Here is a 21,484-nt window from a genome sequence, read left to right as displayed (position 1 = left end):
AGCGACCGGTCATCAGAGATAACTCAGACCGCTCTGAGAATCCGCGGCTACGGTCGGCCCGATGACGACCCCCACCGCGTCCGACGCGGTCAGCCCGATCGACCTGGCCCGTCCGCTGCGGGTGGCAGACCTGCGCCGGGCCGCGACAGAGGTCACCGTCGACATCACCGCCGAGGTACGCGACCGGGTGCGGCGCTCCCGCGACCACCTGCGAGCGGTCCTCGGCGACGACCGTCAGGTCTACGGTGCCACCACCGGGTTCGGCGCGCTCGTCGGTTTCGCCGGCCGCGACGACGACGCGGACCAGTGCGACAACACCCTCGCCCACCTCGGCGCCGGTCAGGGCCCGGACATCGACCCGGAGGTGGTCCGGGCGGCGATGCTGGTCCGGGTCTGGTCGCTGGGCCAGGGCACCTCCGGCGTTTCGCTCCGGGTCGTCGAGGGGCTCGCCGCGATGTTCGGTACGACGTTCGTGCCGGCGATGCCCCGCCTCGGGTCGGTCGGGGCCAGCGGTGACCTCATCCCGCTCGCCTACGCCACCCAGTCGCTGCGGGGCCGGGGCTGGGCCTGTCTGGACGGTGACCGGATGCCCGCCGCCGAGGCGCTCGCCACGGCCGGCCTGACACCGCTGCTCCTGGACGGACGCGACGCGCTGGCGCTGGTGAACGGCACCTCGCTGACCACCGCCGCCACCGCGCTGGCCCTGGACGACATCCGCCGCGCGCACCGGGCCGCCCAGCTGCTGAGCTGCCTGCTCGTCGACGTGCTCGGCTGCGACCCCGGCCAGTTCCTGCATCCCCGGCTGCTGGCCGCGTACGGGCATCCCGGCGCGGTCGACGTCGGCGCCCGGATGCGGCAGTGCCTCGCTGGTGGGGTGCCGTCGGGTGGGCGTCCGCTCCAGGAGGCGTACAGCATCCGCTGCACCCCGCAGTTGCTCGGCGCGGCCGAGGATGCGTTGCGGTACGTCGACGGCGTGGTGGAGTCGGATCTGCGCAGCGTCAGCGACAACCCGCTGTTCGTCCCCGACGACGACCTGGTGCTGCACGGCGGCAACTTCTTCGGCCAGCCGGCGGCCTTCGCCGCCGACGTGCTGGCGACCGTGGCCGCGCAGCTCGGCAACCTGGTCGAGCGCCAACTCGACCTCCTGGTCGACCCGGTCCGCAACGGTGGGCTGCCGCCGATGCTCGCGGCCGGGCCGGGACGGCAGCACGGGCTACAGGGTGCCCAGCTCGCCGCGACCGCGATGGTCGCGGAGATCCGCCGGCAGGCCACCCCGGCCGGGATGCAGAGTCTGCCGACGAATCTGCACAACCAGGACGTCGTCCCGTTCGGTACCCAGGCCGCGCTGCGCGCCGTGGACCAGGCGCGGCTGCTGCGGCTGATCTGCGGAACGCTTGCGGTGGGGCTGCGCCAGGCGGTCCACGTCGGTGCGCGTACCCCTACCGCACCGGCCAGCGTCGCCCTGCTGGAGCGGCTCGCGGAGATCGTGCCGGCGATCGACCCGGACCGCCCGCTCGACGACGATGTCCGCCGTGCCGCCGACCTGCTCGACCTGCTGACCGAGCCACCGGGCTGATCGGCATCGACGGCGACGACCGCGTCCCGGGCTGATTTTTCTCTGAGTTCGCCTTCGTACCGTCGCCTGGTGACCGGAGAGATGCTCGACTATCTGATCATCGGGGCGGGGCCGGCCGGACTTCAGCTCGGGGCGCTCCTCGAACGGGACGGCCGACGGGACTACCTGGTACTGGAGTCCGCCGACGTTCCCGGCGACTTCTTCACCCGGTTTCCCCGGCACCGTCAACTCATCTCGATCAACAAGCCGCACACCGGTTCCGACGATCCGGAGCTGAACCTGCGGCTGGACTGGAACTCGCTGCTCAGCGACGACCCGGCGCTGCGGTTCACCCGCTACACCGAGCGCTACTTCCCGGACGCCGAGGTGATGGTCCGCTACCTGGCGGACTTCGCGGCGGCCACCGGGGTCCGGGTCCGCTACCAGACCCGGGTGGTCCGGGTCGCCCGGTCCGGCGACGGTGGCTTCGTGGTCACCGACGAGGCGGGTACGACGTACCGGGCGCGTCGAGTCGTCGTGGCGACCGGGGTCGCGCAGCCGTACGTCGCGCCGATCCCCGGCATCGAGCTGGCGGAGCGGTACGACGAGATGCCGGTCGACCCGCGCGACTTCCTCGACCAGCGGGTGCTGATCATCGGAAAGGGCAACTCCGCTTTCGAGACCGCGGACAGCCTGATGGAGACCACCACCCTGGTCCATGTGGCGGGGCCGAGCTCGGTCCGGATGGCATGGCGGACCCACTACGTCGGACACCTGCGGGCGGTGAACAACAACTTCCTGGACACCTACCAGCTCAAGTCGGCGAACGCGATCCTGGACGGGCACGTGCGCGGCATCGAGCGGGACGGCGACGGCTACCGGGTGACCTTCGGCTTCTCCCGAGCCAACGAGGTCACCAAGGAGCTGCGCTACGACCGGGTGCTGGCCTGCACCGGTTTCCGCTTCGACCCGTCGATCTTCGCCGAGGACTGCCGCCCGACGCTGGTGATCAACGATCGTTTCCCGGCCCAGACCCCGGCGTTCGAGTCGGTGAACGTGCCGGGTCTCTTCTTCGCCGGCACCCTGACCCAGGAGCGCGACTTCAAGAAGTCGACGAACGGCTTCATTCATGGTTTCCGGTACGGGGTGCGGGCACTGCACCGCATCCTGGAACACCGCTACCACGACAATCCGTGGCCGGCGGAGAAGCTCGACGCGACCGCCGAGGCGGCGGCCGACGCGATCATCGAGCGGGTCAACCGTTCCTCCGGCCTCTGGCAGCAGTTCGCGGTGCTCGCCGACGTGCTCACCGTCGCCGGGCCGAGCGCCCGCTACCACGAGGAGCTGCCGGTCGACTACCTCGGGCAGGCTGGGCTGGCCACCGCCGACCATCCGGTCGAGCACGCGTTCGTCGTCACCCTTGAGTACGGTCCCGACCACGACCAGGTCGACCCCTTCGACATCTCGGTGAGCCGGATCGCCCAGGACACGGCCGGCCAGGCCCACGACGCGGCGTACCTGCATCCGGTGGTGCGTCACCACCGCGGCGGCCAGGTGACGGCGGAGCACCACCTGGCGGAGAACCTGGAGAACCAGTGGAACAAGCCGCAGGTGCACCGGGCGCCGCTGGTCGCCTTCCTGAACCGCTGCCTGACGACGACGGTGGGCTGACACCGTGCCCTCGGTGCCGGCGCAGGTGACCCCGTGCCATCCAGCCGTGGCCGATCCGGGTCCCCTGTACCGTGTCGGCGATCTGGAAGCCGAGGCCCGGCTGCGGCTCGATCCGGTGCACCGGGACTTCTTCGCCGGTGGCGCCGGGGACGAGCGGACGCTGCGGGCCAACGAGACGGCCTTCGACGCGTACCGGATCCTGCCCCGGGTGCTCCGCGGCGGCGGCGAGCGCGACCTGCGGACCGAACTGTTCGGCGAGACACTGCCCATGCCGGTGTTGGTCTCTCCGACCGCGTTTCACCGGCTGGCCCACCCGGAGGGGGAGGTGGCGACGGCCCGGGCGGTCGGGGCGGCCGGCACCGTCCTGGTGGTGAGCATGGCCGCCACCACGCCGATCGAGGCGGTGGCCGACGCCAGTGACCCGTCGCACCGACCGGCGCGACTGTGGTTCCAGCTCTATCCACAGCCGGATCTCGGCTTCACCGCCTCGGTGATCAGGCGGGCTGAGGCGGCCGGCTGCCGCGCCCTGGTGGTCACGGTCGACTCGCCGGTCTTCGGCCGCCGCGACCGCGACCTGCGCAACGGCTTCCTCGACCTGCCGGCCGGCTACTGCTGCGAGAACATGCGTGACCCGGAGACCGGCCGGATCCGGGACATCGTCATGGACGCCACCCTCGACTGGGCGCGGATCGAGTGGCTGCGCGGGACGACCCGGCTGCCCATCGTGCTGAAGGGGATCCTGCACCCCGCCGACGCCCGGCTCGCGGTCGCGCACGGCGTGGACGCCGTGCTGGTCTCCAATCACGGGGGGCGGCAGCTCGACGGGGTACCGGCGAGCATCGACGCCCTGCCGGCGGTCGTGGCGGCGGTCGGTGGACGCATCCCCGTCCTGCTCGACGGCGGGATCCGCCGGGGGACCGACATCCTCACCGCGCTGGCGCTCGGGGCCGTCGCGGTCGGGATCGGCCGACCGGTGGTCTGGGCGCTGGCGGCCCGGGGACAGCACGGCGTCGGACAGCTGCTCGACCTGCTCCGCGCCGAGTTGGCCCGGGCCATGACGCTTGCCGGTGCGGTCCGCCCCGCCGACCTCACCCGCGAGCTGATCCTCGACCGGGTGCCGGGATGACCCGCCCGCTGGTGCTGCTGTGCTGCCTGGCCGGTCTGCTGGCCGTGGGGTGGCTGCTGCCGCGCCGGCTGCCACCGGCGGTGATCCGGCTCCGTGAGTGGATCTTCAGGCGGGTGAACGGTGCCGAGGGGATCCCGGTGCCCGGCCCCGGGATCGGGCCCGAGCACTTCGTTCGGATCTACTCCCATCCGGCGGCCAGCGGGCGTAGCCGGGGTGCCGGCATCTCCGACCTGTTCTGGTACTGGCTGGCGCCCGGGCCGCAGATGCACCAGGAACACCTGGAGCCGGGCGAGCGTTACCGCACGGTCGCCCGGACGACCAGGCGGGTGGTCGCGGTGTCGCACCGGCGCTCGACCGAGTTGGCCGGCGCGGCGACCCGACGGATCCTCGACGAACTGCCGGCCGGCCGGACCCGCCACGTCCGGCTGCGGGACCTGATGATGCCGATCTGGGCGGAGGTGTACTACGAACTCGTCTTCGGCGCGGCGTGCCCGCCGGACGTCCGGGCGCTGATCGTGGCCAACGCCGACGACGTGGTCACCGCGCTCAAGTGTTGCGGGCTGCGGCACCTGGACCGGCGCGACCGGCTGACCCGCTATCTGCGGGCCCGGGTCGAGGCCGGCACCGCGCCGGTGACGCTGCCGGAACCCTTCACCGCCGAGGAGACCGCGTGGTACCTCCAGGGCACCTTCTTCAACACCGCCGTCGTGCAGATGTCGGAGGCGATGGCGCACCTCCTGCTCGCCGTGGCGCAACATCCGGCGGTGCAGCGTGACCTGGTCGCCACCCTCGACGGTCCCGACGGTGACGCCGCCCTGGACCGGGTGATCGACGAGACGCTGCGGGTGCATCCGCTCTTCGGGGTGGCGCACCGGATCACGTCCGGTCCGATCGAGGTCGACGCGGGGCTCACCATCCCGGCCGGCTCGGTGCTGCTCTTCAACTACCTGGCCTACCAGCGCAGCGGACCGGCGGCCGACGACGCTTTCGAGCCGGCCCGCTGGCTGACCCTCGACCGCCGGGCCGCACACTTCGTCCCCTTCGGTGTCACCGCCAACCGGGCCTGCCCGGCACGCGGCATCGCGCCGGTGATGATGCGCGCGGTGACCCGGGAGGTGCTGCGCCGGTACGCCCTGGTCTCCACCGTGCGGCACACCCGGTCGCTGCCGAACCGCGGTCCCTGCTTCCTCGTCCCGACCGGCGCCCGCCCGCCCGCACGGGTCCGGCTGTCGGTGATGCGCTGGGGCGACCTCTGGTCCGACGTGTGGCGCAGCCTCGTCCAACTGGCGCTGGGCACCTGGATGGTGCTCGACGCCCGGCGCCAGCGCCTCTGCGCGAGCCACGTCGAGGAGGTCCGACGCTGACCACGGAAGGTCGATCGGGACGTCGGCGATGCCCGATCGAGACAACATAGAGACATTGGTCACAATCGATGTCGAGGATCGGTGTGGGATTCTCGACATGTGCTACAGGTAAGCGGGGTATCACCAGGCGTGCACCGGCTGCTCCTGGTGGAGGACGACGCGGAACTCGCGGACATGCTCACCGAGGTGCTGGCCGACGAGGGGTACGAGGTCGACGTGGCCCGGGACGGACAACGGGGCCTGCATCTCGGGCTCACCCGACCCTACGACGTGATGGTGATCGATCGGCTGCTGCCGGCGCTCGACGGGCTCAACCTGCTGACCCGGCTGCGTTCCCGCGCGATCGGGGCCCGCGCGTTGCTGCTCACCGCGCTCGGCACCGTCGACGACCGGGTCGCCGGCCTGAACGCGGGCGCCGACGACTACCTGATCAAGCCGTTCGACCTGGACGAACTGAGTGCCCGGATCCGGGCGCTCTGCAGACGTACGTCCGACGGCGCCGAGGCGCTGCCGATCGGTACCGGCCGGCTCGACCTCGGCCTGCGGGACGTGGTGCTGGCGGACGGCACCCGGGTGGCACTGTCCGCCCGGGAGTTCGAACTGCTCCGCGTGCTCGCCGTGCGCCCCCGGGCGGTGCACACCCGCTCCGAGCTGCGCCGCCGGGTCTTCGACGAGGCGGCGGCGACCTCCATCGTCGACACCTACGTGTACTACCTGCGCCGCAAGCTCGGCCGGACGGCGGTCCGTACCGTGCACGGCCTCGGCTACCGGCTCGGTGAGCTGTGATGCCGTGGCGGAAGGTGCGGCTGCGGCGGCCGGCACGGGCCGGCCTCTCCTGGATGGTGGCCGAGCGCATCGTGGTGGCCCGGGCCCGTCGCCGGGTCGGCGTGCTGGTCGGGCTCGCGGTGACCGTCCTGGTCACGGTGGTCGGCGTGCTCGCCTACGGCATGCTGGTCCGTGGCCAGGAGCGTCAGATCAAACGGGAACTCGCCTACACCGCAAGCCGCAGCGACCCGTCCGGTCCGCCCGGTTGCACCTGGCTGTTCCTGCTCCGCGACGGCGAGATCAGCGGCGGTACGGTGCCGGCGCCGCCCGGGTTCCCGCTGGCGCCGGCGATGACCACCACGGCCAGTACCGGAATCCCGGCGGAGACGACGATCACGCGCAACGGCACGGTTTACTTCGTCCTGACCGAGACCCGCGGCGAGGACGTCGTGCAGGCGATCTTCGACGCCCGGTACCAGCTCGCCGACCGGCGCCACCTGCTCGTCGCGCTCGCCGTCGCGGAACTGCTCGGGCTGGTCGTCGCCGTCGCCAGCGGGTCGGTGGTGGGTCGGCTCGCCGTCGCGCCGCTGGCCGACTCCCTCGCCCGGCAGCGCCGGTTCATCGCCGACGTCAGCCACGAACTGCGTACGCCCATCGCGCAGGTGCACACCCGCGCCCAACTGCTGGCGCGGCGGGCCGGCGCGGCCGACCTGCCCGTCGAGTACCAGTCGGAGCTGAATCGCCTGACCGGCACCACCAGACGGCTCGGCGAGGTCGTCAACGACCTGCTGCTCTCCGCCCGGCTGGCCGCAGCACCGGGTGACCGGCCGGCCGCCGACCCGGTGGACCTGGCCACCCTCGCCGAGGCCGCTGTGCTCGCCGAGAATGACCGGGCCGGCGAACAGGGTGTGACCCTCACCCTCAGCCGCCCGGACGTGCCGGTCCCGGTCGCCGGGGTGGAATCGGCGCTGCGGCGGGTGATCAGCGAACTGCTGACCAACGCCCTCACGCACACCCCGGCCGGCGGGCGCATCGACGTGACAGTGCGCCTGTCCGCCCACGAGGTGGCGGAGTTGATCGTCGCCGACACCGGCAACGGCTTCGATCCGGCCGACCGCATCTTCGACCGGTTCTACAGCGGTGCGGGCCCGGAGCGGCGGCACACCGGACTCGGCTTGGCGCTGCTTCGGGAGGTGGTCACCGGGCACGGGGGCACCATCGACGCCCGCGGCCATCCTGGTCGGGGCGCCCGGTTCGCCGTCCGGCTGCCGGTCGGGACGATCCCGCAACCGGCCGCGTCGACGCTCGCGCCGCCGACGCCCGCATCGGTCCCCGGCGACGGCTGACCGGGCAGGGCATCCGACCGGTCGGGACGTGCGGGACGACACCTGCCGCCGGCGTCAGTGGGAGCGCGCGGTGGCCTCCGGGGTCTCGGATATCTGCCGGGTCACGTGGCAGGCCACCTCGCGCAGGACGTCGATCTGGCTCGCGGTGAGGCCGTCGATGACGTAGTGACGCACGGCTGCGACGTGCCCGGGCGCTGCGGCGACCACCAGGTCCCACCCGGCGTCGGTGAGCGTGGCCACGGTGTAGCGGGGGCTGTCCGGGTCGGGCGCGCGGCGGAGCAGGCCCCGCTGTTCGAGGCGCTTGACGACGTTCGACAGTCGGGACAGCGAGCAGCTGATCTGGCCGGCCAGATCACTGAGCCGCATGGTGCGTCCGGGCGTCATGGACAGGCCGCTGAGCACGAAGTAGTCGAACAGCGTGAGGTGGTTGTCGCGCAGGAGTTGGGCGTCGAGGGCGCTCGGCAGGTTGAACATGAGTTTGGCCAGCGCAAGCCAGGCGTCGCGCTCGTGGTCGGTCAACCACCGAGGTTCGTCAGGCATGCCGCAAGCGTACGTCCCGGCCTGACCTGCGAGAGTGTGGGACGCCTGCTCCGTCAACCGGTCGACCTGGAGTGACCGGGGTCGTCGGTGTCGAGCAGGGGAGCGAGGGTCTCCCAGTTGGCGCGGGTGGCGGCCGCCGCACCCCCGACATCTCCGGCCTCGCACAGCGCGATGATCCGGTCGTGCTGGGCGACCGACTCCCGGCCACCGAGTGAGGAGAAACGCATTCGCTCCAGGCGACGCAGCACCGGGGTGAACTGTTCGAGCACGTCGCGCAGGGCCTGGTTGGCGCTGGCCTGCACCGCGACGGCGTGGAAGTCGTCGTCGGCGGCAATGGCCGCGTCCACGTCGTTGCGCCGCAGCGCCTCGGCGAACCGTGCGTTGGCCTCGCGCATGACGTCGATCTCGTCGGTGGAGAGGTTGGGCAGGGCCTCGCGTACCGCCAGTTCGTGCATGGCGGCCGTGACCGAGTGGGCGTTTCGGGCGGCGCGGACGTCCAGCGGGCTGACCATCGTGTAGCGCCCGGGTTTGGTCTGTACGAGACCCGCCTGCTCCAGGCGTGCCAGCGCCTCCCGGACCGGGGTGCGGCTGACGCCGAGCCACTCGACCAGGTCGCTGTCGTTGAGGCGTTCGCCGGGGGCCAGCGTGCCGCCGACGATGGCGTCGCGGATCGCCCGGTAGGCCTCGTCGCGAAGAAGTGACCGGGGAGCGAGTCCGGGCCCCCGTGGAACAGGCATGCGATATGTTGCACACCGGGTGCTCCCGCTGTCAACCAGGTTCGCCTCGCGGTGCTCTGACACCTCGGCAGTCGGACCCTTGCCCGCATCGGCAGCCGGCCGGCCGGTCACCGGGTCAGCAGGCCCCGCTCCGCGAACTGGGCACGCACCCGGTCGAGCAGTTCGGGCGTGGGGGGCTCGGTGTCGCCGCAGGGAAACGGAAGCCCCAGCGCGCGGTACTTGTGCTCGCCGAGCCGGTGGAACGGCAGCACCTCCACCCGCTGCACGGTGGGCAGCGTGGCGACGAAGTCGGCGACGCCGGCCACGTTGGCCGGGTCGTCGGTGAGGCCCGGCACCAGGACGAAGCGGATCCAGATCGGGGTGCCCCGCTCGGCGAGACGGCGGGCGAACCGCAGCGTCGGCGCGACCGCACCGGTCCGGGTGACCCGGCGGTAGGTCGCCGGGTCCCAGCTCTTGATGTCCAACAGCACCAGATCCGTCGCGTCGAGCAGTTCCGGGGTGGCGCGGTCGCCCAGGAAACCGCTGGTGTCCAGTGCGGTGTGCAGGCCCATATCCTTGCACCTGCGCAGCACGGCAGCGGTGAACCGCGCCTGTTGCAGCGGTTCGCCGCCGCTGAGCGTGACGCCACCACCGGCCACCTTGATGAAGCGTTCGTACCGCCGGATCTCGGTGACCAGCTCGTCCACGGTCATGGCCCGTCCGCTGCGCTGGAACCAGGTGTCGGGGCTGTGGCAGAAGCGGCAGCGCAGCGGGCAGCCGGCGAGGAACGCGACGAAGCGGGTGCCGGGCCCGTCCACTCCGGTCGACGTGTCGAAGGAGTGGACGGACCCGACCACCGCACCGGCGGGGACGACGTGCGGGCGCGACGGCCAGACGATCGTCGTCATCAGAGCCGGCCGTGGAAGGTGCGGGAGATGACGTCGCGCTGCTGCTCGCGGGTCAACCGGACGAAGTTCACCGCGTACCCGGAGACCCGGATGGTCAGCTGCGGGTACCGCTCGGGGTGCGCCATGGCGTCTTCGAGGGTGACCCGGTCGAGGACGTTGACGTTGAGGTGGAAGCCGCCCGAGTCGGCGTAACCGTCGAGCACCCCCACGAGATTGTCGATCTGCTCGTCGCGGGTGCGGCCGAGCCCGTCCGGGGTGACCGTGGTGGTGAGCGAGATGCCGTCACGGGCGCTGGCGTACGGCAGCTTGGCGACCGACAGCGCCGCCGCGACCAGGCCGTGGGTGTCCCGGCCGTTCATCGGGTTCGCGCCGGGAGCGAACGGCTCGCCGGCCCGACGACCGTCCGGGGTGTTGCCGGTGTGTTTGCCGTAGACCACGTTCGACGTGATGGTGAGCACAGACAGGCTCGGCTCGGCACCCCGGTACGTCGGCTGCGCCCGAACCTTGTCCATGAAGCGCTGCACCAGGTCGACGGCGATCGCGTCGGCCCGCTCGTCGTTGTTGCCGAAGGCAGGGTAGTCGCCGTCGACGGTGTAGTCGGTGACCAGGCCGGTGCCGTCGCGCAGCACCTTGACCTGGGCGTGCCGGATCGCCGAGAGGCTGTCCACGGCGACGGAGAGCCCGGCGATTCCGGTGGCGAGGAAGCGGTGCACCGGGTGCTCGTGCAGCGCCATCTCCAGCCGCTCGTAGGCGTACTTGTCGTGCATGTAGTGGATGACGTTGAGCGCGCGTACGTAGGTGCGGGCGAGCCAGTCGAGGGTCCGGTCGAACGCGGCCAGGACGGTGTCGTAGTCCAGCACGTCGTCGGTGACGGGCGGGGTCGCGGGCGCGACCTGCTCGCCGGTGATTTCGTCCCGACCGCCGTTGATCGCGTAGAGCAGGGCCTTGGCGAGGTTGGCGCGGGCGCCGAAGTACTGCATGTCCTTGCCGACGCGCATCGCCGACACGCAGCAGGCGATCGCGGTGTCGTCGGAGTACACCGGCCGGATCAGGTCGTCGTTCTCGTACTGGATGGCGCTGGTGTCCAGCGACACCTGCGCGCAGAAGCGTTTGAAACCGGTGGGCAGGTCGGCCGACCAGAGCACGGTCAGGTTCGGCTCGGGCGCCGGACCGAGGTTGTACAGCGTCTGCAGGTACCGGAAGCTGGTGCGGGTCACCAGCGGCCGACCGTCCGCGCCGACGCCACCGATCGCCTCGGTCACCCAGGTGGGGTCGCCGGAGAACAACTCGTCGTACTCGGGGGTGCGCAGGAACCGGATGATCCGCAGCTTGATCACGAAGTCGTCGATCAGCTCCTGGGCGGCGGACTCGGTGAGCCGGCCCTCGGCGATGTCGCGGTCCAGGAACACGTCGACGAAGGTCGACGTGCGGCCCAGCGACATGGCGGCGCCGTTCTGTTCCTTGGTGGCGGCCAGGTAGGCGAAGTAGAGCCACTGGATCGCCTCGCGGCCGGTGGCGGCGGGCGCGCTGATGTCGTAGCCGTAGCCGGCCGCCATCTCCTTGAGCTCACCGAGGGCGCGGATCTGCTCGGCCAGCTCCTCACGGTCGCGGATGACGTCCTCGGTGCAGGGGTGATCGTCCAGGGACGCCTTGATCGCCTGGCGCTCGGCGACGAGGCGGTCGACGCCGTAGAGCGCGACCCGCCGGTAGTCGCCGATGATCCGGCCACGGCCGTACGCGTCGGGAAGCCCGGTGACGATGTGCGAGCGCCGCGCCGCCAGCACGTCGGCGGGGTAGGCGTCGAAGACTCCGGCGTTGTGGGTCTTGCGGTACGTGGTGAAGATGCGGCGCACCAGTGGGTCCATCTCGAAGCCGTACGCGGTCAGCCCGTTCTCCACCATCCGCAGCCCACCGTTGGGCATGATCGCCCGGCGCAGCGGCGCGTCGGTCTGCAGCCCGACGATCAGCTCGGAATCCCGGTCGATCCAGCCGGGCGCGTGCGAGGTGATCGTGGCGGGGGTGTGCGGGTCGACGTCGTAGATCCCACGCTCGCGTTCGATGACGAACAGGTCACGCAGCCGGTTCCACAGCTGCGTGGTGCGGGGGGTCGGCCCGGCGAGGAACCGGGCGTCGCCGTGGTACGGGGTGACGTTGTCGCGGACGAATCCGGCGACGTCGACAGTGTCGCGCCAGGCGTCGCCGTGGAAGCCGCGCCACGGGTCGGGCCGCGCCGTCGCCCGCTGCTCGGGTCGGACCGCCGGGCTGTGCTGCTGGGACATGTCTCCTCCTGGAAGCTCTCTTCGAGCCTCTCGCGGGCACGGCCGGACGGTCAGGGGCGAAAGACCCGGGCGGTCCGGGCCGCTGGACACCGGCGCGGGCACCGGTGCGGCGGCGACGATCGGGGTGTGACCGGACGACGTGAGCCGGCATCGACGATCGGAGTGATCCGGATGACCGCCGCCACCGCGACGAGCCTCCTGCCCGCCTCTGCCCCGCCGCCGCGGAACGGGACAGCCAGCACGCCCGAAATGGCCATCGACGCCTTGGTCGGCAATGGACTCAAGGCCCTGGACGACTACGCCGCCTTCGACCAGGAGCGCGTCGACCGGATCGTGGCTAAGGCCTCCGTGGCGGCGCTGAGCCGGCACGCCGATCTGGCGCGAACGGCGGTGGCCGAGACCGGCCGTGGCGTCTTCGAGGACAAGGCCGTCAAGAACATCTTCGCGTGTGAGCACGTCACCAATCACATGGCGGGCCTGAAGACGGTCGGTGTCATCTCCCGTGACGAGATCAACGGCATCGTCGAGATCGCCGAGCCGGTCGGCGTGGTCTGCGCCGTCACCCCGGTCACCAATCCCACGTCGACGACCATCTTCAAGGCGCTGCTCGGCCTGAAGACCCGCAACCCGATGATCTTCGCCTTCCATCCGGACGCCCAGCGGTGCAGTGCCGAGGCGGCCCGGGTGGTCCGGGACGCCGCCGTCGCCGCGGGCGCACCCGAGCACTGCATCCAGTGGATCGAGCAGCCTTCCGTCGAGGCCACCGGCGCGCTGATGAAGCACCCCGGCGTGTCCACGATCCTGGCCACCGGCGGCAACGGCATGGTGCGGGCGGCGTACTCGTCCGGGAAGCCGGCGCTCGGCGTGGGCGCCGGCAACGTGCCGGCGTACGTCCATCGTGGCGCGAAGCTGCGCCGGGCGGTGCATGACATCGTGCTGTCGAAGTCGTTCGACAACGGCATGATCTGCGCCTCCGAGCAGGCGGTGATCGTCGATGCCGAGGTGTATCCGGCGGCGATGGCCGAGTTCCAGCGACTGCACGCCCACCGGGCCACTCCCGACGAGAAGCGCCGGATCGAGGAGCTGATCTTCGGCGTGGCGGCCGGCGGCACCGACTGCGCCGGTGGGCGGCTCAACCCGCAGGTCGTCGGCCAGAGCGCAGCGTGGATCGCCGAGCGCGCCGGCCTGACCGTGCCGGCCGACACGTCGGTGATCCTGGTCGAGGTGGACCACGTCGGCCCGGCCGAACCGCTCACCCGGGAGAAGCTCTGCCCCGTGCTGGCGGTGCTACGCGCCGAGTCCACCGAGGAGGGCATCCGGTACGCCGAGCAGATGGTCGAGCTGAACGGCCTCGGCCACAGCGCGGTCATCCACACCGAGGACGCGCAGCTCGTCGAGGAGTACGGGCGGCGGGTCAAGGCGGTGCGCATCATCTGGAACGCTCCCGCGTCGCAGGGCGGCATCGGCGACATGTACAACGCGTTCCTGCCCTCGTTGACGTTGGGCTGCGGCAGCTACGGTCGCAACTCGGTGTCCAACAACGTCACCGCGGTCGACCTGGTCAACGTCAAGCGGATCGGCCGCCGGACCAACAACCTGCAGTGGTTCAAGGTCCCGCCGAAGATCTACTTCGAGGCGAACGCGATCCGCTACCTGGCCGACCTGCCCGACGTGCACCGGGTCACCGTGGTCACCGACCACACCATGACCCGGCTGGGGTACGTCGACCGGCTGATCACCGTCCTGCAGCAGCGGCCCGAGCGGGCGGCGTTGCAGATCATCGACGATGTCGAACCGGAGCCGAGCGTCGGCACGGTGGACCGGGGCGCGGAGCTGATGCGGTCCTTCCAGCCCGACACGATCATTGCGTTGGGCGGCGGCTCGGCGATGGATGCCGCCAAGGTGATGTGGCTGCGCTACGAACACCCGGAGGTGGTCTTCGCCGACATGCGGGAGAAGTTCTTCGACATCCGCAAACGGGCCTTCAAGTTCCCGACGCTGGGGGAGCGGGCCCGCCTGGTCTGCATCCCCACCACCTCCGGCACGGGCGCCGAGGTGACTCCGTTCGCGGTCATCACCGACACCGCCACCGGCAAGAAGTTCCCCCTCGCCGACTACGCCCTGACGCCGAGCGTGGCCATCGTCGACCCGGTCCTCGCCGCCGACCTGCCGCCCACCATCACGGCGGACAGCGGTTTCGACGCGCTGACCCACGCCACCGAGTCGTACGTCTCCGTCTACGCCAACGACTTCACCGACGGACTCGCGTTGCAGGCCATCAAGCTGATCTTCACCTACCTGGAGCGCGCGGTGCGCAACGGCGCGGCCGACGCCGAGGCCCGGGAGAAGATGCACAACGCGGGAACCATCGCCGGCATGGCCTTCGGCAGCGCCTTCCTGGGCATCGTGCACGCCATGTCGCACACCCTGGGTGCCACCTTCCACGTGGCGCACGGACGCACCAACGCGATCCTGATGCCGCACGTCATCCGCTACAACGGCACGACACCGGCCAAGCTGACCGGATGGCCCAAGTACGAGGACTACCGGGCGCCGGAGCGGTTCCAGGACATCGCCCGGATGCTGGGCCTGCCGGCGGCCACCGCGCAGGAGGGGGTCGAGTCGTACGCCGCCGCGGTGGAGCGGCTGCGCGACGCCGTCGGCATCGAGCCGTCCTTCCAGGCCGTCGGCGTCGACGAGGCGGCTTTCCTCGCCGCACTGCGGCAACAGGCCCTCAACGCCTACGAGGACCAGTGCGCTCCGGCCAACCCGCGGATGCCCATGCTCGACGACATGCAGGACCTCATGCGGGCCGCGTACCACGGCAGGTGAGCACCGCCGCCGGTCGCGGCGGGCGGTTCTCCTCGGTGGTGAACGGGGGACCCGGCTAGCCATCGCAAATGACAACCGTTATCGTCTGGTGGTCGGGGATCCCCTGAACATCGGGAGTGCGCGGTGGGACATCTGCTGGTGATTGAGAGCTGGGTCGGTGCGATGAGCACCCTGCTGCCCCGGGCGATCCGGGAAGCAGGGCATCGGTTCACGTTCCTGACCAGGAACCTGCACCACTACCTGGGCCAGAGCGGCGGCGACGGGGTGCACCCGCTGCTCGCCGCGGACAACGTGATCACCGCCGACACCAACCACCTGGACATGCTGCTGTCCCAGATCCAGCGGCTGCACGAGGTGCTGCGGTTCGACGGCGTCATCACCTCGTGCGACTACTACCTCGGCACGGCAGCCCGACTCGCCGCACACCTGGGCCTGCCGGGCGCCCGACCGGAGGCCGTCGAGTACGCCTGCCGCAAGGACCTGGCGCGGCAACGGATGCAGGCGGCCGGCCTGCCCGGTCCGACGTTCGCGGTCACCGAGGACTGGCCGGGTACCGAGACCGCCGCGCGTACGCTGGGCTTCCCGCTGGTCATCAAGCCGGTCGACCTGTGCGCCGGGATGTTCGTCCGGCTGGTGGCCGACCGGACCGAACTGCGCGAGGCCTTCGACGCCCTCGACGCGTTCCCGGTCAACGCCCGTGGCCAACAGCGGTCACCGCAGGTGCTGCTGGAAGAGGTGCTGGTCGGGCCGGAGGTCAGCGTCGAGACCGTCACCGTCGACGGCACGACGACGGTGCTCGGCGTGACGGACAAGAGCCTGGCCGGCGAGCCGTGGTTCGTCGAGACGGGACACATGTTCCCCGCCGCGCTCGACGCCGCGACATTCACCGCGGTGTGCGACATGGCGGTCGCCGCCCTGGCCGCGGTCGGGTTCGACCGGGGAGTGGCGCACACCGAGCTGCGGCTGACGGCCGCCGGACCGCGGGTGGTGGAGATCAACCCACGCCCGGCGGGCAACCAGATCACCGAGCTGGTGCGGCGGGCGACCGGGGTGGATCTGCCCATGGTGTACACCCAGCTCGCCCTCGGTGAACAGCCGGACCTCGCGGTGACCGACACGGGCGTGCGCAGCGCGGCCATCTCGTTCCTGCTGCCGCCCCGCGCCGGAACCGTCGCCGGGATCGACGGTGCGGCCACGCTGGCCGCAGCGCCCGACGTCGTCGACTGGGCGGTGAAGCCCGCCGGGCACCGCACGGGCGACGCGGTGAGCAACAACACCTACCTCGGCCACGTCATGACGGTGGACACCACCGGCCCCGGCGCCCGCACCCGGGCCGAGGAACTGGTCGCCGGCCTGAGCGTCCGATACGCCGACGACCTGGCCGGAGCGCTGGCGTGACGACACCGACGCCGGTGGAGACCGGTGAGCCGTTCAGGTCGGTGACGGACCTGATCGAAGCCGTCAGCACCGCCCGATTCGGTCCCGATCCGGCCACCGAGCAGATCAGCGTCGCGTTCACCACCCGGCAAGGTGCCCGGCACGCTGGACGCGGCCGCAGCTACCGCAACCACGTGCTGAGTCTGCGGGTGGGCGCCACCGTCGGCTCCTGCGCGACGGAGCCGGACGAGCTGACCGACGACGTCGCGTACGACTGTGTGGGCCGCAGTGTGGCGGAACTGCTCACCCATCCGGTGCCGGCGGTCCGCGTCGCGGCTCTGGACGCCTACCTCGCCGCCGCGCGCCCGCACACGCACGTCGCCGACGACACGGTCACCATCCCCGCCGGCACCTCGCTCGCCAAGTCGACCGCCAGAGCCGCCGCGGTGGTGGACCTGATACCGGTGGCTCCGGGACAGCAGGTCCTGGTCGTCGGCGTGGTCAACTCCCTGCTCGGCCAGCTGCGCCGCCGCGGCATCGGCTATCTGCCCTGCGATCTGGCCGGCGGCAGCACCGAGTGGGACGAGCCGTGCCTGCCGGACGCCGCCGCCCTGCTGGAACGCTGCGACGCCCTGCTGGTGTCCGGCATGACCCTCGGCAACGGCACCTTCGAGCCGCTGCTGCGGCACGCCCGCACCACCGGCAAACCGATGGTGGCCTTCGCGCAGACCGGCAGCGCCGTCCTGCCGTGCTTCCTCGGCGCCGGGCTCAACGCCCTGTCCGCCGAACCGTACCCGTTCTTCTGGCTCGACGGCGGACCGACGACGGTCTACCGCTACCGCGCCGCCGGGTCGCCATGCTGACCGACGCCGCGCCGAGAACGTGCGCACCGCACCTGCTGGACCTGCTGGGGCGCTCCCCGGTGGCGTTCGTCGACACCCCGCTGCCGCACCCGCACGGTGGCTTCCACGCCAAGGTGGAGTATCTGAACCCGGGCGGCATGAAAGCACGCGCCGCCGTGGCCATGCTGCAGGCCGCCCGGCAGCGCGGTGACCTCCGGCCGGGAGCCACCGTGGTGGAGTCCACAAGCGGCACCCTCGGCATCGGGCTGGCGTTCGCCGGACAGGCCCTGGGCCACCCGGTCATCGTCGTGGTGGACCGCGACATCGAACGACCGATGCGGGCGCTGCTGACCGCCTACGGGACGGTGGTCGAGGTGGTCGAGCGGCCGCACCCGGTCGGCGGGTGGCAGCAGGCCCGCCTGGACCGACTGCACGAGATCCTGGCGCGCACGCCGGATGCCTACTGGCCCGACCAGTACCACAACCCGGACAACGCCGCCGGCTACCGGACCCTCGCCGCCGAGCTGACCGGGCAGGTCGAGGCCGTAGACGTGCTGGTGTGCAGCGTGGGCACCGGCGGGCACAGCGCCGGTCTGGCCCGGGCGTTGCGGCGGCACTGGCCCCGGATGCGGCTCGTCGGTGTCGACACCGTCGGCTCGACGATCTTCGGCCAACCCGCGCGGCCACGGCTCATGCGCGGGCTGGGCAGCAGCATCTTTCCCCGCAACGTCGACTACACCGCCTTCGACGAGGTGCACTGGATCGGCCCGGTGGAGGCGGTGGACAGCTGCCGCCGCCTGGCGCGCTCGGCCTTCGTCACCGGCGGTTGGAGCACCGGCGCGGTCGCCCGGGTCGCCGCGTGGATCAGCCGCATGCAGCCCGGCGCTCGGGTGGTGACGATCTTCCCGGACGGTCCGCACCGCTACCTCGACTCGATCTACGACGACGCGTTCTGCGCCACCCACGGGCTGTTCGCCCCCGCACCGGGCCACCCGATCGAGATCCCGTACCCGAACGCCGTCGAGGTCACCCGGTGGAGTCGCTGCCGGACCGTCCTCGACCCGCTGCGCCGCCTGGCGGTGCCGGCATGAGGCTCGGCTGGCGCACCTACCCGCTGCGGCTACGCGAGCCACTGCGGATCTCCCGCGCGACGATGCCGGGCCGCGACGCCGTCCAGGTCGACCTGTCCCACGACGGCGTCACCGGCCACGGCGAGGTCGTCACGAGCGTCTACTACGGCCTCGACCTGCCCGCCATCCTCGATCTGCTCGCCGGGCTCACCGACCGGACGCACGGCTACGGTGCACCCGAATCGCTGCTTGCGGACCTGCCCGCGCTCGCCGCCGACCTGCCCGCCGGGGTGCTGGCGGCGCTGGACGCCGCCGTCCACGATCTGGTGGGCCGGCGCGCCGGGATGCCGGTGCATCAGTGGCTCGGCCGGCCGGACCTCTCCCCGGCACCCACGGCCCACACCATCGGCATGGTCGCTCCGGAGGACGCTGCCACCACCGCCCGGGCGCTGGCGCGGCGCGGCTTCCAGCTCGTCAAGGTCAAGTGCGGCGACCCCGCCGACCCGGCCCGCATCGCCGCCGTACGCGCCGCCATGCCGCAGGCCCGGCTCGTCCTCGACCCCAACGGCGCCTGGACAGCCGAGCAGACCGTGCGGCTGCTCGACACGATGCGCCCGCACCGCATCGACGCCGTCGAACAACCCATCGCGCCCGGAACACCGCAGCTACTCGCCTGGATCAGCGCGCGCACCGACGTGCCGGTCATCGCCGACGAGGACGCCGCCACGCTGGCGCACCTCGACGCCCTGGCGGGCACGGTCGCCGGCATCAACATCAAGCTCGCGAAGTGTGGCGGCATCCACGCCGCACAGCAGATCGCCGCCACGGCCCGCGCGTACGGCATGGATCTCATGCTGGGTTGCCTGGTGGCCAGCTCGCTGGGCATCGCACCAGCGGCGCACCTCACCGGCGACGCCCGCTGGATCGACCTGGACGGGCACCTGCTGCTCGCCGACGATCCGTGGACCGGCATCGGCGGCCACGACGGTGTCCTGCGGCTGACCGACGAACCCGGTCTCGGCGTGCGGGCGGCCCGATGACCACGTGGGCCACCCTGCGCAGTTTCCCGCTGCCGATCCGACTGCTGGTGGTCAACCAGCTCGGCGTCAACGTCGGCTTCTACCTGCTGCTGCCCTACCTCGCCGGCTACCTGGCCGACGACGTCGGCCTGTCCGCCGCCGTGATCGGCATCGTGCTCGGTGTACGGAACCTCAGTCAGCAGGGGTTGTTCCTGCTGGGTGGCTCGGCCGCCGACCGGCTCGGTGCCCGCAGCGTCATCATCACCGGTTGCGCCCTGCGCACCGTCGGCTTCGGACTGTTCGCCCTCAGCACCTCATTGCCGCTGCTGCTGGCTGCGTCGATCCTGTCCGGGCTGGCCGGGGCGCTGTTCAACCCGGCCGTGCGCACCTACGTGGCGCAGGCCGCCGCCGACCGGCGCGCCGAGGCGTTCGCGTTGTTCAACGTGTTCGCCAGCGCCGGCGCGCTGCTCGGCCCACTGCTCGGCGCCGCACTGCTGCTTGTCGACTTCCGGGTCGCCGCGTTGACCGCCGCGGCGGTGTTCGCCGCGCTCACCGTGGCGCAGGCGATCTGGCTGCCCGCCCAACCGGTGACGTCCAGCGCGGCCACCGTCTGGCAGGACTGGCGCACCGGCATCGCCGACCGCCGGTTCCTGGCCTTCAGCGTGGCGCTGGCCGGCATGTTCGCGTTGCAGACCCAGCTGTACCTGATCCTGCCGGTGCAGGCGGAACACGTCACCGGGCAGCCCGTGGCGGTCGCGGTGCTGTTCGTCGTCTCCACCGTCGTCACGCTCACCCTGCAACTGCCCCTGACCGGCTGGCTGCATCGCCGCGTCAGCCGCGGCACGAGCATCACCGTGGGTATGGCCGTCATGGGAGCCGGTTTCCTGCTGCCGCTGCTGCGGGTGGAGTCGGCACCACCGGTGCTGCGGCTGCTGCCCGTGCTGGCCGCTGCCGTCCTGCTCACTCTCGGGGTGATGATCACCCAGCCGTTCGTGCTGGAGCTGATCCCCGCCTTCGCCGGGCCTGGGCTGACCGGCACCTACTTCGGCCTGTTCTACCTGGTGTCCGGGATTCTCGCCGCCGGCTGCACCGCCGCCGTCGGCGCGGCGGTGGGCACCTCCGGAGACGCCGGCGTGCCCGCAGCGGCGTGGCTGCTCACCGCCGGCGTCGGGCTGGCATCGGCGGGTGCGGTGTGGCTGCTGCGCCGTGGCGGCCTGCTCATGCCGGCACCGGCAGCACCGGCGGCGGCGTCGGCGGGCGTGTCATGAGCGGGGAGAATCTCCTCACCGACCACCCGGAGCTGTACGAACAGCAGTTTCCCGACCCGGACCACGTTGCCGCCCGGTTCGTCGACGACCTCGTACGCCGGTTCGCCGACCGCACCGTCGCCGCGCCCCGGCTGCTCGACGTCGGTTGCGGTACCGGCCGCGACGCCGGGCACCTCGCCACCCTCGGCTACACCGCCACCGGGCTGGACACGTCGGTGCCGATGCTGACCTACGCCCAGCGCCGCCATCCCGGCGTCCGCTTCGTGCGCGCCGACATGCGCACCTTTGCCCTGACCGACCACTTCGACGTCGTCACCTGCCTGGACAGCGCACTGCTGTACTGCCACCACAACGCCGACCTGACCGCGTTCCTGCGGCGCTGTCACCGGCACCTGCGCCCCGGTGGGCTGCTGCTGGCGGAGATGCGCAACGGCGCGTTCTTCCTCGGCAACACCGAACTCCTCGACGGCACCCGGACCCGCAGCGTGACCTGGCGCGACGTCACGTACACCGCTGCGACGCGGCTGTGGATCGACCACCGCGAGCAACTGCTGCGCCGCGAACGCGTCTGGACCTGGCCGGCCTGCCCGCGACCGTTGGTGCAGACCTCGGCATGGCGGCTGCTGTTCCCCGCCGAACTGCGGTACCTGCTCGACACCGCCGGGTTCGACGTCGTGGCCCTGTTCGACGCCCCCGGGCCGCGGACCGACCCGCCCTGGCATCCGGCGGCCGCGCTGTCGACCGTCATGTCCGGCGACCGCCTGCACCTGGTCGCCCGCCGCCGCGACGACGCGGCGTGACTCTCA

17 protein-coding genes are annotated in these 21,484 nt (G+C 71.7%); 13 read left to right on the top strand and 4 right to left on the bottom strand.

Annotation, left to right across the window (positions count from 1 at the left end; genetic code table 11):
• Positions 1–61 precede the first annotated feature (61 nt).
• From ACFY2A_RS15060 to ACFY2A_RS15035, 6 genes are all read left to right on the top strand, one after another.
• On the top strand, positions 62–1,576 hold the full coding sequence (locus ACFY2A_RS15060; RefSeq protein ID WP_387171935.1) for an aromatic amino acid ammonia-lyase: 1,515 nt from the start codon (positions 62–64) through the stop codon (positions 1,574–1,576).
• A gap of 69 nt (positions 1,577–1,645) precedes the next feature.
• On the top strand, positions 1,646–3,226 hold the full coding sequence (locus ACFY2A_RS15055) for an FAD-dependent oxidoreductase (RefSeq protein WP_387171933.1): 1,581 nt from the start codon (positions 1,646–1,648) through the stop codon (positions 3,224–3,226).
• A 46-nt stretch (positions 3,227–3,272) separates the two neighbouring features.
• The gene (locus ACFY2A_RS15050) at positions 3,273–4,352 is read left to right on the top strand and encodes an alpha-hydroxy acid oxidase (protein WP_387171931.1); all 1,080 of its coding nucleotides are present in this window, start codon (positions 3,273–3,275) and stop codon (positions 4,350–4,352) included.
• Positions 4,349–5,716 carry a cytochrome P450 gene (locus ACFY2A_RS15045; protein ID WP_387171930.1) on the top strand — a complete coding sequence of 456 codons (1,368 nt, stop codon included), beginning with the start codon at positions 4,349–4,351 and terminating at the stop codon, positions 5,714–5,716. Before ACFY2A_RS15050 ends, ACFY2A_RS15045 begins: the two co-directional genes overlap by 4 nt.
• 129 nt (positions 5,717–5,845) lie before the next feature.
• Complete coding sequence (locus ACFY2A_RS15040) at positions 5,846–6,502, top strand: response regulator transcription factor (RefSeq protein WP_363924270.1); 657 nt, start codon at positions 5,846–5,848, stop codon at positions 6,500–6,502.
• Positions 6,502–7,827, top strand: a complete 1,326-nt coding sequence (locus ACFY2A_RS15035; protein WP_387171927.1) for a sensor histidine kinase — start codon at positions 6,502–6,504, stop codon at positions 7,825–7,827. Before ACFY2A_RS15040 ends, ACFY2A_RS15035 begins: the two co-directional genes overlap by 1 nt.
• A 54-nt stretch (positions 7,828–7,881) precedes the next feature.
• Here the strand turns inward: ACFY2A_RS15035 and ACFY2A_RS15030 are convergent, their stop codons facing one another.
• From ACFY2A_RS15030 to pflB, 4 genes are all read right to left on the bottom strand, one after another.
• Positions 7,882–8,367 (bottom strand): MarR family winged helix-turn-helix transcriptional regulator, encoded by a 486-nt coding sequence (locus ACFY2A_RS15030; protein WP_387171925.1) that lies wholly within the window; start codon positions 8,365–8,367, stop codon positions 7,882–7,884.
• Positions 8,368–8,420: 53 nt separating this feature from the next.
• Positions 8,421–9,104 carry a GntR family transcriptional regulator gene (locus ACFY2A_RS15025; RefSeq protein ID WP_387171922.1) on the bottom strand — a complete coding sequence of 228 codons (684 nt, stop codon included), beginning with the start codon at positions 9,102–9,104 and terminating at the stop codon, positions 8,421–8,423.
• 107 nt (positions 9,105–9,211) lie between these two features.
• Positions 9,212–9,991: a pyruvate formate-lyase-activating protein gene (pflA, locus tag ACFY2A_RS15020; protein ID WP_363924266.1), complete on the bottom strand. Its 780-nt coding sequence runs from the start codon at positions 9,989–9,991 to the stop codon at positions 9,212–9,214.
• On the bottom strand, positions 9,991–12,270 hold the full coding sequence (gene pflB / locus ACFY2A_RS15015; RefSeq protein WP_387171919.1) for a formate C-acetyltransferase: 2,280 nt from the start codon (positions 12,268–12,270) through the stop codon (positions 9,991–9,993). The genes pflA and pflB overlap by 1 nt, the downstream gene beginning before the upstream one ends.
• 249 nt (positions 12,271–12,519) lie before the next feature.
• Here pflB and adhE point away from each other — a divergent pair, with 249 nt between their 5' ends.
• The 7 genes from adhE to ACFY2A_RS14980 all read left to right on the top strand — a co-directional run bounded on the left by adhE (position 12,520) and on the right by ACFY2A_RS14980 (position 21,478).
• The gene (adhE, locus tag ACFY2A_RS15010) at positions 12,520–15,102 is read left to right on the top strand and encodes a bifunctional acetaldehyde-CoA/alcohol dehydrogenase (RefSeq protein ID WP_387171917.1); all 2,583 of its coding nucleotides are present in this window, start codon (positions 12,520–12,522) and stop codon (positions 15,100–15,102) included.
• Between the two features lie 123 nt (positions 15,103–15,225).
• Positions 15,226–16,500 (top strand): ATP-grasp domain-containing protein, encoded by a 1,275-nt coding sequence (locus tag ACFY2A_RS15005; protein WP_387171915.1) that lies wholly within the window; start codon positions 15,226–15,228, stop codon positions 16,498–16,500.
• Entirely contained in the window at positions 16,497–17,342 is an 846-nt protein-coding gene (locus ACFY2A_RS15000) for a Rossmann-like domain-containing protein (RefSeq protein ID WP_387171914.1), read from the top strand. Before ACFY2A_RS15005 ends, ACFY2A_RS15000 begins: the two co-directional genes overlap by 4 nt.
• Entirely contained in the window at positions 17,336–18,412 is a 1,077-nt protein-coding gene (locus ACFY2A_RS14995) for a PLP-dependent cysteine synthase family protein (RefSeq protein WP_387171912.1), read from the top strand. The genes ACFY2A_RS15000 and ACFY2A_RS14995 overlap by 7 nt, the downstream gene beginning before the upstream one ends.
• The gene (locus ACFY2A_RS14990; protein WP_387171910.1) at positions 18,409–19,431 is read left to right on the top strand and encodes a dipeptide epimerase; all 1,023 of its coding nucleotides are present in this window, start codon (positions 18,409–18,411) and stop codon (positions 19,429–19,431) included. The genes ACFY2A_RS14995 and ACFY2A_RS14990 overlap by 4 nt, the downstream gene beginning before the upstream one ends.
• Positions 19,428–20,678, top strand: coding sequence for an MFS transporter (locus ACFY2A_RS14985; protein WP_363924259.1), 1,251 nt, complete (start codon positions 19,428–19,430; stop codon positions 20,676–20,678). Before ACFY2A_RS14990 ends, ACFY2A_RS14985 begins: the two co-directional genes overlap by 4 nt.
• Complete coding sequence (locus ACFY2A_RS14980) at positions 20,675–21,478, top strand: class I SAM-dependent methyltransferase (RefSeq protein WP_363924258.1); 804 nt, start codon at positions 20,675–20,677, stop codon at positions 21,476–21,478. Before ACFY2A_RS14985 ends, ACFY2A_RS14980 begins: the two co-directional genes overlap by 4 nt.
• Positions 21,479–21,484: the final 6 nt, after the last annotated feature.

Origin of the sequence: Micromonospora sp. NPDC000442 (assembly GCF_042898635.1) — a bacterium.
Lineage (GTDB): Bacteria > Actinomycetota > Actinomycetes > Mycobacteriales > Micromonosporaceae > Micromonospora.
The sequence above is the reverse complement of the archived record's forward strand: the minus strand, read 5'-3'. Positions and strand labels throughout refer to the sequence as shown.